At 68.4% G+C, this 14961-nt stretch carries 9 protein-coding genes; 7 read left to right on the forward strand and 2 right to left on the reverse strand.

What is annotated here, in order from left to right:
- The first annotated feature begins 942 nt into the window (after nt 1-942).
- The 4 genes from OG823_RS08320 (at nt 943) to pglX (ending at nt 12275) form a co-directional block, all read left to right on the forward strand.
- Nucleotides 943-2760, forward strand: coding sequence for a DUF262 domain-containing protein (locus OG823_RS08320; RefSeq protein WP_371478793.1), 1818 nt, complete (start codon nt 943-945; stop codon nt 2758-2760).
- Complete coding sequence (locus tag OG823_RS08325; protein WP_371478794.1) at nt 2757-3800, forward strand: CBS domain-containing protein; 1044 nt, start codon at nt 2757-2759, stop codon at nt 3798-3800. The genes OG823_RS08320 and OG823_RS08325 overlap by 4 nt, the downstream gene beginning before the upstream one ends.
- Before the next feature lie 178 nt (nt 3801-3978).
- Nucleotides 3979-8691, forward strand: coding sequence for a BREX system serine/threonine kinase PglW (gene pglW, locus OG823_RS08330; RefSeq protein WP_371478796.1), 4713 nt, complete (start codon nt 3979-3981; stop codon nt 8689-8691).
- Nucleotides 8688-12275, forward strand: a complete 3588-nt coding sequence (gene pglX, locus OG823_RS08335; RefSeq protein ID WP_371478797.1) for a BREX-2 system adenine-specific DNA-methyltransferase PglX — start codon at nt 8688-8690, stop codon at nt 12273-12275. The genes pglW and pglX overlap by 4 nt, the downstream gene beginning before the upstream one ends.
- Before the next feature lie 77 nt (nt 12276-12352).
- On the opposite strand, the gene OG823_RS08340 is transcribed toward pglX, so the two are convergent.
- Both OG823_RS08340 and OG823_RS08345 read right to left on the reverse strand, forming a co-directional pair.
- Nucleotides 12353-12562, reverse strand: a complete 210-nt coding sequence (locus OG823_RS08340; RefSeq protein ID WP_371478798.1) for a DUF397 domain-containing protein — start codon at nt 12560-12562, stop codon at nt 12353-12355.
- Nucleotides 12559-13419, reverse strand: coding sequence for a helix-turn-helix domain-containing protein (locus OG823_RS08345; protein WP_371478799.1), 861 nt, complete (start codon nt 13417-13419; stop codon nt 12559-12561). The genes OG823_RS08340 and OG823_RS08345 overlap by 4 nt, the downstream gene beginning before the upstream one ends.
- A 294-nt stretch (nt 13420-13713) precedes the next feature.
- Between OG823_RS08345 and OG823_RS08350 the strand changes: the two genes are divergently transcribed.
- From OG823_RS08350 to OG823_RS08360, 3 genes are read left to right on the forward strand one after another with little or no spacing between them, the layout of a single operon-like run.
- On the forward strand, nt 13714-14154 hold the full coding sequence (locus OG823_RS08350; protein ID WP_371478800.1) for an ATP-binding protein: 441 nt from the start codon (nt 13714-13716) through the stop codon (nt 14152-14154).
- On the forward strand, nt 14151-14369 hold the full coding sequence (locus OG823_RS08355) for a hypothetical protein (RefSeq protein ID WP_371478801.1): 219 nt from the start codon (nt 14151-14153) through the stop codon (nt 14367-14369). The genes OG823_RS08350 and OG823_RS08355 overlap by 4 nt, the downstream gene beginning before the upstream one ends.
- On the forward strand, nt 14366-14689 hold the full coding sequence (locus OG823_RS08360; RefSeq protein ID WP_371478803.1) for a hypothetical protein: 324 nt from the start codon (nt 14366-14368) through the stop codon (nt 14687-14689). The genes OG823_RS08355 and OG823_RS08360 overlap by 4 nt, the downstream gene beginning before the upstream one ends.
- Nucleotides 14690-14961: the final 272 nt, after the last annotated feature.

Here is a 14961-nt window from a genome sequence, read left to right on the forward strand (position 1 = left end):
CGACGGCCGGAGGCGACCGGCCCCACCGCCGCCCACCTGCGGCTTCCCGCCCCGTGTCGCACCCGCGAGGGGGTGCGCGAGCCCGACCGGCCGAAGGCCGCCAACCCCCCTCGCAATCGGTCGCTGTCGCAATCGGTCGGCCCTCCGTCACCGTTCGGTGACCGATAGCGAGGATTCAGGGATCCGCCGGGGTGCCACCCTCCCGGCTTTCAGTGAGCAGTTTTGCCACCGCGCGGACCGCCGGGCTGTCGCGTCTGTGCTCGAAAACGGCGATGGCCACGATCAATGCCCGGCGACACAGAGGCGACAACTCGGCACCCAGAGGGGGGTCCGTGGGTGTCGTCGGTTCGTCCGCCTCACATCGACGGGGCTTGAGCAAGAGCCTGCGAACCGACCCGGTCTGGCCCACGGGTACAGGGGGTGCCCACGGATACAGGTGGTGCAGAGGTGAAGCCAGGGCGACCACGGATGCCCGGGCGGCAGAGTAGGCGAGAGGGACGACGGCCTGCCCGTTCTCGATCCGCAGACGCAGCGGCGCACTGGTCCCACCCACCGACCCGTCGCGGTGACGATTCCCCAAGTCGTCGGTCTCGTCGCCCGCAAGGAAGATCTCGTCGCCGCGCGGCTTGATCAAACTGGAACACATATGGTCGTCGACTGCACAGGCGTCAACTTCGCGCGATGCGGCGGGTACCGCATGCCGCCCGGGCGGTCGCGGCCAATGCGTCCGGCCGGCGGATCGACGGGAGGCCCGGCAGCAGAGCGCAACGCTGGAGAACTGCCGGTTCGTCGCACTCTCGGACGTTTCCCGCACCGGGCATGTACATCACCGGTGATCAAGGCTGCCGCTTGATCATTCGAAGAATCGGTTGACTGCGAAGTGATCCTCTTGCTGGAATCGCCTCCGACACAAGTTGCTTTCGACGTGGGGAACAGACACAGGTGGCGCTCGACAGTCCGAAGCTCAAGGACGTCCTCGCGGACGTTGCGTCCGGCACACTGCAACTCCCCGACTTCCAACGTGACTGGAAGTGGGACGACGATCGGATCCGCGCGATCATCGCCACGGTGACGCTCGACTACCCGCTCGGCGTGGTGATGACGCTGGAGACCGGCGGTGAGTCACCCTTCCGGGCCAGGACCCTCACCGGCGCCGGGCTGGAACAGGAGCGCGTCCCGAACCTGCTTCTTCTGGACGGGCAGCAACGGCTCACGTCCCTGTTCCAGGCATTGTCCCTGGACGTACCGGTCGAGACCGTCGACGCCCGCGGACGGGCCATCAAGCGCTGGTACTACGTCGACATCGAAAAGGCCGTTCGGGCGTCCGCCGACCGTGACGAGGCGATCGTCTCGGTGCCGGAGAACAAGGTGCTCCGGACGGACTTCGCCCGCACGGTCCTTCTCGACCTTCGCACCGTCGACGACGAGTGCAACGCCGGCCTCTTTCCGCTGCACTTCGTGTTCGACACCCAGCGGGTCAACTCCTGGAAGAAGACGTTCGTCAAGACGAACGAGGACCTCAACTGGGACTTGTGGGGCGAGTTCGAGGAGCGGGTACTCGAGCCGATCCGTTCGTTCCAGGTCCCGATGATCCGTCTCGCCGCCTCGACGTCGATGGACGCCGTCTGCGCCGTGTTCGAGCGGGTCAACACCGGCGGGGTTCCGCTGAACGTCTTCGAGCTGCTCACCGCGACCTACGCCGGCGATCGCGCTTGGGCCGGGCACACCGGGGACTACTACCGGCTCCCCGAGGTCTGGCAGACGGTCAAGCAGGGCCTGGCCACCCGGCACCCGGTGTTCGGGCGCCTGGAGCAGGGCATCGAGGACGGTCTGAGCAGCAGCGACTTCCTGCAGGCCGTGGCCCTGGTGCGTACCTGGGAGCGCAAGCAGGACCGACCGGGCGCCGCGGTGTCCTGCAAGCGGCGTGACCTACTGGAACTGCCGCTCACCGAGTTCGACCGGCTTGCGCCGCGCCTCGCGGAGGCATTCGAGTGGGTTGGCGCCTTCCTGCAGCAGCAGTGCATCGTCCGGGCCGCCGACCTCCCCTACCGAACGCAGCTCGTTCCGCTGGCCGCCGTGCGCGCCATCCTCGGCGAGGCGACCGACTCGCTTGCCGCAGAGGAGATGATCACCCAGTGGTACTGGTGCGGCGTGCTGGGCGAGATGTACGGAGGCTCCACAGAGACCCGCTTCACCCGCGATGTCGAGCAGCTCGTCAGGTGGAGCCGCACGGGTGGCGAGCCGCCGGAAACGGTCACGGACGCGTTCTTCTTCGCCGAGCGTCTGAACACGCTGACCACCCGCAACAGTGCCGCCTACAAGGGAATCTACGCGCTGCTGATCAAACAGGGCGCAGTGGACTGGCACTTCACGGACGCCCCGCTGAGCCCGAAGCGGTTGGGTGAGCACGCGGTCGACGTTCGGCAGATCTTCCCCAAGGGCTGGATCGACAAGCAGTACGGATCGGACTTCCCGGCGAACTCGATCGTGAACAAGACTCCGCTCTCCTTGCGCGCGGCCCAGGACATGACCGGTCCGCCCGGCTCGTACCTGTCGTCGCTGATCGCGGCGTCGGACATGCGGTTGGAGTGGTTCGACGACGTGGTCGCCACCCACCTCATCAACCCGGAAAGCCTGCACGGGAACGACTACGAACGCTTCTATCTGGACCGCACCCGGCAGCTGGTCGACCTGGTGCAGAGCGCGATGGGCAAGCGGACCGCCCTGCGCGGCGTGGTGGACGCCGAGGGCCCTCGATGACGAACCGCCCGACACCCGAGGAACTTCAGTCGCTGAAGGGCCGGCAGGTCACGCCCGCCGAGATCCTGGCGCTCTTCGGTCTGCGAGTGCGGGATCGCAGCAGCGTGCACACGATTTCGCAGGCACTGTCGGACGCCGGTCTGGCCACGCTCCCCGACTTCGCGGTCTGCCGCTCGGGGGACTTGCTGGAGGTCGTGGCGATCGACGGCGCCCTGATGGCCGGACCGGTCCCCGAGGACGAGGAGGCGCAGGAGCAGGACGCCCTGCCGTCCTACGCGCTGCCGCAGCAACTCCAGATCGGTGACCTGGTGCCGTCCGGTTGCGACCTCGTGCACGTGGGTCCGGGTGATCAGTTGACCAAGGCCACCTACCTGATGCGGACCAAGACGCTGGAGCAGATCCCGGTGATCACCGGCGGGACTCTGCACGGCGTCGTGAGCTGGCGGTCGGTGGCGAAGGCGTACGAGAACGGTCTGGCGCCGACCCTCGAGAACGCCATGCAGAAGGGCTCCCTCCCGGTGGCCGACGCGCGGCAGGAGTTCTTCAGCTGCCTCACCCTGCTCAGGGAGCACGGGTATCTCGTGGTGCGGGGCGAGGACGGCTCCTTTCCCGGGATCGTGACCACCACCGCCGTCACCGACCGGTTCGAGGGTGCGGCACGTCCGTTCTTCCAGCTGGGCGAGATCGAGTCGCTGCTCCGCCGGGTCCTGGGCACCCGCCTCAGCCAGGACGCGATCCGTGCCGTGCAGACCAACCGGAAGCCGGACCAGCGGTCCGGGCTGGTCACCGACCTGATGTTCGGCGACTACGTGCGTCTGCTGGACGGGACCCAGAACAAGCAGGCCCTCGCCACCCAGGCCGACGTGAACTGGGCCACCCTCGGCTGGACGGCGATGGACCGGGCGCAGTTCGTGGAGCACCTGGAGCGGGTGAAGGACATCCGCAACCGGATCGCCCACTTCGACGCCGACCCCTTGCCGGATGCCCTGCTCGGCGAACTGGCGACGTTCATCAAGCTGCTCCGGGACTTCGTCGCCTGACCTCGTGGGCGGCGCTCCGGAGGGCCCGGATCACGAGCGAGCGCTCGCGTGTGCTCCGGCCGGAACCGATTTCCGCACAGCTCCTACACGCACCACCCCTAGCCGCTACGATCTGTGGTGGTGTTCTGCCCGCTGACCAGCGGCGGAACCGGCAGGCAACAAGAAGCGGGGATGGCGCATGCGGGACGGCCGGTGGACGACGGTCACCGACTCGGAGTTCCAGCACGAGCACCGCGGCCTGGAGGCCATCCGCGAGAAGCTGACGGACGCCGACCCCTGGCGGGCCTGGTCGAACTTCACCTTCACCGCGAACACCGGCCATGTCCGTGAGGTGGACCTGCTGGTGGTGGCCCCGGGCGGGGTGCATCTGATCGAGCTGAAGGACTGGCACGGTTCGGTCGAGTCCCGCAACGGGACGTGGTTGCAGACCCAGCCCAGCGGCCGCCAGGTCGTTCACGGCAACCCGCTGCACCTGGCGAACAAGAAGGCCAAGGAGCTGGCCGGACTGCTCACCCAGAACGGCAGGCGGATCTGGGTGTCGGAGGCGGTCTGCTTCACCGACTCCTCGCTGCGGCGCCGGCTCGCCCCCGCCGACCAGCACGGCGTCTACACGGTGGACGAGCTGGCCGAGATGCTGCGGCAGCCGCCGCGCGACGAGCGTCGGCGGGTCGACGCGGTGGCCTCCCGCGAGATCAAGGCCGCGCTGGAGCGGGTCGGGATCGCCCGCAGTGACGCGCAGTACAAGGTCGGGCCGTACCTGCTCAACCGCAAGGCCTTCGACTCCGGCCCGACCTGGGCCGACTACCTGGCCCGGCACAGCGAGCTGCCGGAGGCCGCCCGGGTCCGGATCTACCTGCGCGAGCGCGGCTCGGACGCCGGCCTGCGGGCCTCGGTCGAACGGGCGGCGCTGCGCGAGGCCGCCGTCCTGCGGCGGTTCCGGCACCCCGGCGTGGTGCAGCTGCGCCAGTACGACTCCTCCGGGCACTCGGCCGGCCCGGCGCTGATCTTCGACTACGACCCGCGCACGTTGCGGCTCGACGAGTACCTGCTGCAGTACGGCGCGAAGCTGGACATCCTCAGCCGGATGTCGCTGGTGCGCCAGCTCGCCGAGACGATGCGCTCCGGGCACAGCAACCGCATCTTCCACCGGACGCTCGCGGCCCGGGCCATCCACGTCGTCCCGCGCGGTCGCAACCGTGCGGCGGGCGTCGACGGCGAGGAGGCGGGCTGGCTCAACCCGCGCCTGCAGATCTCCGACTGGCAGGTCGCGGTCCAACGCTCCTCGGGCGACACCTCGGAGGGCGCCGCCCGGCTGGCCCCGACGGCGCTCTCCCAGGCGGGCGCGCATCTCGCGGAGGCCGCCGACCCCTATCTCGCACCGGAGTTGACCGCCCTCAACCCCGACCCGGTCACCCTCGACGTCTACGGCCTGGGGGTGCTGACCTACCTGCTCGCGACGCTCAAGGCCCCCGCCGCGAGCCAGGCCGAGCTGGTGGCCCGGCTGGAGGCGGGCGAGGGCCTGCGGCCCAGCGCGGTGGTGGACGGACTCTCGGAGGACATCGACGAGCTGGTCCAGGCCGCGACCGCCTACCTGCCGGCCCAGCGGCTCTCCTCGGTGGACGAGTTCCTGGAGATGCTGGAGTTCGTCGAGGACGGCCTGACGGCGCCGGCCCCCGAGAGCACGGTGGCGGACGAACCTGTCGGGCACGCTGCCGAGCAGCCGGAGAAGGATCCGCTGGAGGCCGTCGCGGGCGATGTGCTCGCGGGCCGCTGGGAGGTCCGGCGCAGGCTCGGGACGGGCTCCACCAGCCGGGCCTTCCTGGTCCGCGATCTGGCGTACGACCCGCAGGCGCGCCGTTCGAAGGCCCTGTGCGTGCTGAAGATCGCGCTGAGCGACAACCGGGCGGAGGTGCTGGCCCACGAGGCCGAGGTGATGGGTCGCCTCCGCCCCGACTCGCGGATCATCCGCCTGGTCGAGCCGGAGCCGGTGCGCATCGGCGGCCGGACGGTGCTCGTCCTGGAGTACGTCGGCGACGAGCGCGAGAGCGACGAAGCCTCGGCGCCGAGCTCGGGCAACCGCCGGCGGGAGGAGACCGTGGCCCGGCAGCTGCGCGACCGGGGACGCCTCCCGGTGGACCAGCTGGAGGCGTACGGCGACTACCTCTTCGGCGCGGTGGACTTCCTGGAGGGCGAGGGCGTCTGGCACCGGGACATCAAGCCGGACAACATCGCGATCCGGGTCCGTCCCAACCGCACCCGCGAGCTGGTGCTGATCGACTTCTCGCTGGCCGGCTACCGCGTGCAGGACACCAAGGCCGGCACGGACGGCTACCTCGACCCGTTCATCGGCACCGCGACGCGCTCGGTGTACGACGCGCACGCCGAGCGGTACGCCGTCGCCGCGACCCTGCACGAGATGGCCTCCCGCGAGCTGCCGGTGTGGGGCGGCGGCCGGGTCTCGCCGCGCCAGACGGACGAGGAGAAGGAGCCGTACCCGACGATCGCCAGCGAGGGTTTCGACGCCGCCGTGCGGGAGGGCCTGACCGCTTTCTTCCGCAAGGCCCTGCACCGGGACGCGGCAGAGCGCTTCAGCGATCTGAAGCCGATGCGGGACGCCTGGAAGAAGATCTTCCTGGAGCTGAACACCACGGTGAGCAGCTCCCGGCGCGGCCAGAGCGGAGGCACCGGCCACGGGGCAGGCAGGGCGGACGGGTCGGCGGACGGGTCGGCCGGTGTCGGCGTGCCCGCCGAGGCCGCCGAGGCCGCCGCCCCCGTGATCGCGGACGCCGAGCCCGAGGACGCCGAACGTGATCGCAACGAGAAGGCGGCCGCGGCGACCCGGGACACTCCGGTCTCCGCCTCTGGACTGACCCCCGCGGCCGAGTCCTTCGTCTTCGGGCTGCACGTCCACACCGTCGGCGAACTACTGGATCTGAGCCAGCGTCAGCTCGTCAACGCGCCCGGACTGGGCGCCAAGACCCGCAAGGAGGTCCTGGGCCGGATCAAGGAGTGGCGGCGCGGGCTCGCCGAGCAGCCGGTCGGCCCGCTCACCCCGGAGGGCCGCAAGGCCGCGAAGGAGGAGCTCGCCGAGCTGACGGCGGCCGAGAGCGCCGTGGTGAACTCCCTGGCCGTCAGCGACATCGCCGCACGGCTGCCCGCGCACTCGCTGCGGGCCGTCAGCCTGGACACCCTGGCGACGCTCTTCGTACCGGAGCTGAAGAAGAACGGCGTCAACCAGAACGAGGTCGAGATGGTGCGGCTGCTGCTGCGCCTGCCCGACGGGAGCGGCGCCCTTCCCGGTATCGGGGTCTGGCCCAAGCAGAAGGACGTCGCCGACACCCTCGGCCTCTCGGCCGGGCGCATCCCGCAGATGCTCAAGATCCAGCGCACCCGCTGGAGCAGGCACGCGGCGGTTCAGGTCCTGCGCCACGAGGTGCTGGAGCTGCTGCGCGGGCTGGGCCGGGTCGCCTCGGCGGCCGAGATCGCGGACGCCCTCGCCGTCCGGCGCGGCACCCGGCTCCAGGAGCGCGGGCACCGCCGGGCGCTGGCGCTCGCGGCCGTGCGCGCCGTGCTGGAGGTCGAGCAGCTCGAACCGGCGGACGCCGAGTTCCGGCACGTGGCCAACCGTGACGCGGCCGACGAGGGGATGGGCGCCGGCCTGCTGGCCCTGGAGGTCGGCGAGGACGACGACCCGGAGACGCCGTCCGCGCCTGGCCTGCTCGACTACGCCCAGCGCCTCGGCAAGGTCGCCGACCGGCTCGCCCGGCTGGACACCCTGCCGACCGCCGCGACCGTACTGGCCGAGCTCGCAGCGGTCACCCCGCCGAGTGGCGTCGTCGAGCGGGACGAGCGCCGCACGGTCGAGCTGGCCGCGGCGGCCTCCCGCAACGCGGCGGCCACCCCGCGCCTGGAGATCTACCCCCGCGACCTGTCGCTGGTCCGGGCGCTGCGCCTGACCCAGGCGGGCCTGGTCCGGATCATTCCCGGCGTGCCGGAGGCCCGGCAGCCCGGCCTGACCGGCGAGGACGTGCACGAGCGGGTCCGGGCCCGGTTCCCCGAGCTGCTGGACGGACGGGGCGGCCACTCACTGCCCACCGAGGGCCCGCTCACGACGGCGCTCCGGGGCGCCGGATTCGACCTGATCTTCGCCCTGCGCGAGGACACCCGGACCAGGCGCTACCTGCCCCGCCGGGCGGACGGCGGCTCCAGCTACCTCAGCTCCGGCGCCGGCCGCCGCGCGACCCAGACCTCGCGCATCACCCGCTACGACGACGACCCGCTGCTGGCCGGCGCCATGCAGACCGAGGAGCAACTGGTCTCCTCGGCCCGACGCGACGGCTTCCGCGTGCTGACCGTCCGCACCGGGCTCGCCCGCGAGGCGGCCCGCGAACTGACCGGGAGCGGCGGAGGCAGCAGGTTCGGGGCCGAGGCGGTGTCCGTGACCGAGCTGCTGCTGGCGGCGCTGCACGAACTGGTCGACCCCAGGCCGAAGCCGACCTGGGAGACCATCCTGCGCGCGGACGCGGCCGAACCGGGCACACCGGCGGCCATGCGGTTCGCCGAGTACGCTCGGACGGCCTGGGGCGCGGTCGAGCCGAGGATCGGCGAACTGATCACGGCGGGCGGCCCCGGGAGCCCGGTGCTGCTGGTCGACGGCGGCGTCTTCGCCCGGTACGACGCGATGGGCGTGCTCGACCGCCTGTCCGGACGCTCGCGGAACGGCGGCCGGCCGCTGTGGCTGCTCTGCCCGCAGAGCGACCCGGCACGCGACCCCCGGCTGGGCACGACGGCCGTGCCGCACCAGGCGGGGCTCGGAGAGTGGATCGAACTTCCGGACTCGTGGGTCAACAACGCCCACCGAGCCGGCGAGAGTGAAGAGGCGACGAAGTGATCGACCGCAAGAGCAAGGCTCTGTTGGCCGACCTGATCAAACAGGTCAAGGCGGTCGAGACCGATCTTGGCGCCCAGGCCAAGGCCGTCGAGGACGTGCGGGTCAAGCTGCGCGGCGAATACGACCTCGCGCGCAAGCTCGGTCGTACGGCGGCGACATGGACTTCGTGGCTGGACGAGCGCATCACGCAGGTGGCCGTCGCGTGGGTGCTGGGCACGGTCTTCGTGCGGTTCTGCGAGGACAACGAGCTGGTCCCGGAGCCGTTCCTGACCGGCGCGTCGGACGAGCGGCGCGACCTGGCGCTGGAGCGGTACGCGGCGTACGTGGACGAGGACGCCGACCCGACGTATCGCGGCTGGCTGGAGCGGGCGTTCGCGGAGTTGGGCGCAGGGCAGGCCGGAAAGTTGCTGTTCGACCGGCGGCACAACCCGCTGTTCCAGATTCCGTTGTCACACGACGGCGCGCGGGCGCTGGTCGAGTTCTGGCGTGGACGGGACCAGGCCGGTGTGCTGGTCCACGACTTCACGGACCAGCTGAACGAAGACGGCACGGAGGGGTGGGACACCCGCTTCCTGGGCGACCTGTACCAGGACCTCTCGGCGGCAGCACGGAAGACGTTCGCACTGCTCCAGACACCGGAGTTCGTGGAGGAATTCATCCTCGACCGGGCGATGGACCCGGCTGTACGAGAGTTCGGGTACGAGGGCCTGAAGATGATCGACCCCACGTGTGGGTCGGGCCACTTCGTGCTGGGTGCCTTCTGGCGACTGGTGAAGCTGTGGGGCGAGGCCCAGCCCGGGCTCGACCGGTACGAACGGGTACAGGCCGCGCTGGACTCGGTGCATGGAGTGGACATCAACCCGTTCGCGGTGGCCATCGCACGCTTCCGACTGCTGGTCGCGGCGATGTCGGCGGCCGGGGTGCGGACGCTGGCTGAGGCTGGCAAGTTCGACTGGCCGATTCACCTGGCGGTGGGTGACTCTCTGATCAAGGCGCGGCAGCTCGAACTGACGCTGCTGGGCGAAGAGTCGGGCGACGAGCTGGCGGAGTTCGCATACGCAACGGAGGACGTGCAGGAGCATCCGGGGATTCTGGAGCAAGGGCGCTACCACGTGGTGGTGGGGAACCCGCCTTACATCACGGTCAAGGACAAGAAGCTCAACGCGCTATATCGGGATCTGTACAAGTCGTGCACAGGACCGTACGCACTCTCTGTTCCATTTGCTGAGCGATTCTTCCAGCTAGCTAAGGCTCAAGCCGGGGCAAACGGGAGTTCCTACGGCTACGTTGGGCAGATTACTTCCAATTCCTTCATGAAGCGCGAAGCCGGGAAGCGACTCATCGATGAGTTCTTTGCACACAAAGTGGAGCTCACGGAAGTCATCGACACATCAGGTGCGCATGTCCCCGAACATGGGACGCCGACGGTAGTTTTGATTGGACGGCCAAATAGTGGCACCCACCGCGAAACCATCCGCACGGTTCGTGGCGTGCAAGGTGAACCGTCCGTTCCAGACGGCGACTCGATCGGGCTAGTGTGGCGCGCAATCATTGACCAAATCGATCACCCGGGCTCGAGCGGCAAATGGGTGTCAGTTGATGATCTCGATCGAAATAGATACTTCGGCAAGCAGCCATGGATCCTGGCCGATGGCGGGCTCGAACTGGTTGAAGAAATCGAGAAAGCCGGACGCATGAGGCTGAGAGCTGCCATCTCTCCCCCAGTGGGTCGCGCTATCCGATCAGGCGCAGACGATGCGTACACTCGACCATTTCGGCCGAGTTATTTGGATAATTCAAAATCAAAGGGCCTTCGGCCGCTACTGACGGGCGAAGATGTTCGAGACTGGGATGCAAATCCAAAGGAACTAATTTGGTATCCGTACGCGCCTTCACTAGATAGAGAAGTGCTGATGCGCGAACTCTGGCCCGTCAGGCATGTTCTGGAAATCCGGCGAACCTTCCAAGGGGACATGGCGGCCGCTGGACTCGCATGGTGGGCCTACATGCAGCATACGGCTTCAGCATACGGCACGCCCCTTTCGATTGCATTTTCATTCGTCTCAACACACAACCACTTTGCCCTCGACCAAGGCGGCACAGTATTCAATCAGAAATCTCCAGTAATCAAGCTTAATGAAAATGCAAATCTTGAAGACCATATTCACCTACTCGGCCTTCTGAATAGCTCCACAGCTTGCTTCTGGTTGAAGCAGGTCTGCTTCGACCGCGGCCACGGAGGGGTTGGCGGTGGCATCGCCAGCGAAGGCTGGGAGAAGTACTATGAATTCACGGGATCCGCCCTAGAGAGGTTCCCTCTTCCGGAAGGATCGCCCACTCCAACCTCTACCAGCCTCAACATGCTCGCCGGGGAGCTTGCCAACACATCTCCCTCCGCTCTGACTTCAGCTGGCCACGCTGCGCCCACCTCAGCGTCGCTTCGCAAGGCACGCGAGAGATGGTCAGTAATTCGTGGTCAGATGATCGCTATCCAGGAAGAGTTGGACTGGCAGGTCTACTCTCTCTACCACCTGCATGCCGATGAACTTCGCGCACCCGAAACTGGCGTTCCCGAACTCGCGCTCGGCGAGCGGGCATTCGAGATCCTGCTCGCCCGCCGTCTCAAGAACGGCGAGGCCTCAGACGAATGGTTTAAGCGGCACGGCTCCACACCCATCACCGATCTACCCGCCCACTGGCCCGACACCTATAGGGCCGTCGTCCAGAAGCGCATTGAGGCGATTGAGACCTCCCGCGCGATCGGTATGATGGAGCGGCCTGAGTACAAGCGCCGGTGGGCGAGCGAGGGTTGGGACGTACTACAAGAGAAGGCCCTGCGTTCCTGGCTGCTCGCCCACATTGAGACCCGCGAGTACTGGCTCCAGGACGAACAACCCACCCTCCTCACGCGCGCCCAACTCGCCGACGCGCTTTCCCATGACGAGGACTTCGTCTCAGTCGCCGAGATCTACACTCCCCGGAAGGAACTCGCGACTGTCGTCGCCGACCTCCTCAGCGACGAGAACGTGCCATTCCTCCCTCCCCTGCGATACAAGCCGTCTGGGCTGAAGAAGCGTGCTGACTGGGAGCACGTATGGGACCTCCAGCGCCAGGAAGACGCGGCCATGGACGAGCCGGCCAAGCGGAAAATCCGGGACTCGATCCCCGTGCCGCCGAAGTACACCTCGGCTGACTTCCTCAGGCCGTCCTACTGGCGGGCCCGGGGCAAGCTCGACGTGCCCAAGGAGCGGTTCATCTCCTACTCGTCCACCACTGGCGGCACGCCTGACCTTTACGGCTGGGCCGGCTGGGACCACCGCGAGCAGGCGCAGGCCCTCACCACGTACTTCACCAACAACGACTTCACCACCGAGGAGTTGACCCCGTTCCTCGCGGGTCTGCTGGAGCTCCAGCCCTGGCTCACCCAGTGGCACGGTGAGTTCGACGCGATGTACGGCGGCTCCCCCGCCGACTTCTTCGCCGGCTACCGCTCGCAGATCCAGGGCGAGCACGGCCTGACCGACGACGACCTGCGGGCCTGGCGTCCGACGCCCGCCCGCCGTGGCCGCACCACCAAGAACTGAACCACCACCTCTGTAAGACAGACAGCAGCCCCCGGTACCGAACTTCCGGCCGGGGGCTGTTCTGTGGAACGTCGAGATCAGCAGCCTGCGGGGAACTCCCCGGCCTTGATCCCAGCCACGAACGCCGACCAAGCGTCAGCTGAGAAGAGCAGCATCGGGCCTTCCGGATCCTTGGAGTCACGGACTGCCTGCCCCTTCGCAACAGTGCGGGCCGCTTCCACGCATTCGCCTCCCTGGCCTGAGTAGGACGACTTCTTGAACGGACTCACAAGCTCGGATCGACTCACTCGTGCTCTTCCTTACCGTTATCGTTCGGAATCTTCCGGATCGTCTTCGTGATGAAGGCCATGGTCTGCTCAGGTGTCAACGCAGCCGACCTCAACGTGTCGAGCGCGTAGGCATACCCTGCCAGCTCCTCGGCAGCCTCAACGACAACGAGATTGCTGAAGCTCTCGAAGGAAACCGCTTCAAGTGCCGGATCCTGACCAAACGACATGCCGGTGAATGGTCCTGCCACCCGAGCTGCACTTCCCGCCGAGAGCGGAAGAATCTGGATGGTCACGTTCGGGAGCCTCGCGACCCTCAAGAGGTGGTGTAGTTGGTCCCGATGAACGTCGGCCTGCAACATGGGAGCCGTCACTGCGGGTTCCCACATGATGGCCGTCAATCTGACCTGACCGCTCTCGATTCGCCGCTGGCGGGCCTCCCGGACCTTGACGAACTCCTCCCGGTTCTCCGAGGGAACCACCGCCGGATTCGCGTCGAGCACCTCCAGCGTGAAACCGGGAGTTTGCAGCAGCCCGGGGATGAGTGCGAGTTGCCAGGCCACTATGTGCGTCGCGTCGCTCTCCAACTCGATGTAGGAGGCATAGTTTTCACTCACCGTGCCTCTGTGATCGAGCCACCACCCACGTCGGTTGCTCTCACGCGCAAGCGACTCAAGACGATCTCGCTCCTCGGCGCTCTCCACGCCGTACAGGTCCAGCAGCAGACGGACCTCCACGGGGCGGGACGTCACCTTGCCGGATTCCATCCGGGACACCTTCGCGACGGAAGCCATCAGCTTCTCGGCGGCATCTGCCTGGTCCAGGCCTGCCGCCTGACGATACGTCCGAAGGGCAGCGCCGAGCCGTCGGCTGCGCACGGTCGGCCTCCCACCAGCGGGCATGCGTTGTCCCCTCTCCACTGAGGCCCCCAGTCTGCCTCTCGGTCGGCCCGGAATCCACCGAGCTTCTGGAGCACGCATGCAAATTTGCACCAGTTCTACTTGCACACGAGCATCGCGACGGAGCAGACTACTTGGAGTAGTCAGTCACACGACACAACGTGATCATGACGGCTCGTCACCGGGCATTCCCATGCCCGAGTCCAGCCGTCACCGGAGTCGCTGAGCGCTCCCGGATCGCGTCACCGACCCACGCCCGGAGGGGACATCGTCATGCCCGGAATCCTGGAGAAGCCGCCCGCCACGACCGGCGACTACTCGTGCTGGTTGCCGCGTCACCGGAGATCAGGGAGCGCCGCCCGACGGCTGCTCCGCGAGTTCCTGGGCCGCCTGACCGACGGCGGGCGCTACCTCTGGGCGGGCGAGTCGGTGCTGACCGAGCTGGTCAACAACGCCGTCCAGCACGCCCGTACGCCGCAGGGCCGCCTCGTCATGGTGCGGTTCGAGCTGCGGCCGGGTCGACTGCGGGTCGAGGTCCACGACGCCGGCGACACCGTACCGACGCTGCGGACGGCGCAGCCCGACGACGAGGGCGGTCGCGGACTCTGGCTGGTCGAGCAACTGTCCGCCGGCTGGGGCTGCTGCCCGCGCGAGGGCGGGGTCGGCAAGTTCGTCTGGGCCGCCGTCGCACCTGAGAACGAGGACGCAGCGTGAGCGCCGACCGCAGGCCGGTGTCCGCACGGCTGCGGCTGATCACGGTGATCGGCCGGTGCGCCTACTGCCGGGGCTTCGTCAGCCGCTCCACCAGACGGACGTTCCCGCAGGCCTTCGGTCGAGCGGCAAGCGTCCACGTGTGGCACGAGATCCGGCCCGGTGAGACCGCACTCGTGGCCCGCTCCGGCCACGACACGAGGGAGACCGTCCGATGATCGGCAGGAACAGGGCGACCACGAGCACCGACACCGCCTACACGGGCCCGGTGGTGGTCGAGATCGAGGACATCTGCGGTCCCGCCACCTTCGCCCGGCTCCCGGAGGCGCTGAGCGCCCTCTGGGACTCCCTGCGACTGCTGCCGCTCGGCGCCGTCCAGGCCGACGCCTTCCGCTACTTCCTCACCCATGCCGACGTGCTCGACCTCGTCACCGAGTCGATCCGGCGCGACGGTCGGCTCAGCCTCACCTTCCGGCTGAACGGCCGCCTGCACTCCGTCTGGGTAAGCCCGTCCGGCGCGCCCCCGCCACCGCCCTGATCCGGCGCTTCGTCCTACGGACACCAGCTGCCGCGAGGAAGTGCAGACGCTCCGGGCGCCCCACCGCCCGCCGAGCGCCCGAGCCACCTCGCCGGCCCGCCCGCCCCTCTTCGTCACTCCGTGCTACCTAGTAGCACAGCCTGGTGCCGCCGACATAGCATGGCTGATCGTCGCCGTCGTGACCCCCGAGGACGCTGCGCCGCTCACCACCGCGCCGTCCGGCTGCGAACGGTCGACCGGCGTCCCCGCCGTCGCCCGGCGACCCGGCCCGA

It is taken from the genome of Kitasatospora sp. NBC_00315 (genome assembly GCF_041435095.1).
Lineage (GTDB): Bacteria > Actinomycetota > Actinomycetes > Streptomycetales > Streptomycetaceae > Kitasatospora.

Coding starts and splice junctions, on each gene's coding strand:
- pglW (WP_371478796.1), top strand. CDS start 3,979: ATGCGGGACGGCCGGTGGACGACGGTCACCGACTCGGAGTTCCAGCAC.
- OG823_RS08325 (WP_371478794.1), top strand. CDS start 2,757: ATGACGAACCGCCCGACACCCGAGGAACTTCAGTCGCTGAAGGGCCGG.
- OG823_RS08350 (WP_371478800.1), top strand. CDS start 13,714: ATGCCCGGAATCCTGGAGAAGCCGCCCGCCACGACCGGCGACTACTCG.
- OG823_RS08360 (WP_371478803.1), top strand. CDS start 14,366: ATGATCGGCAGGAACAGGGCGACCACGAGCACCGACACCGCCTACACG.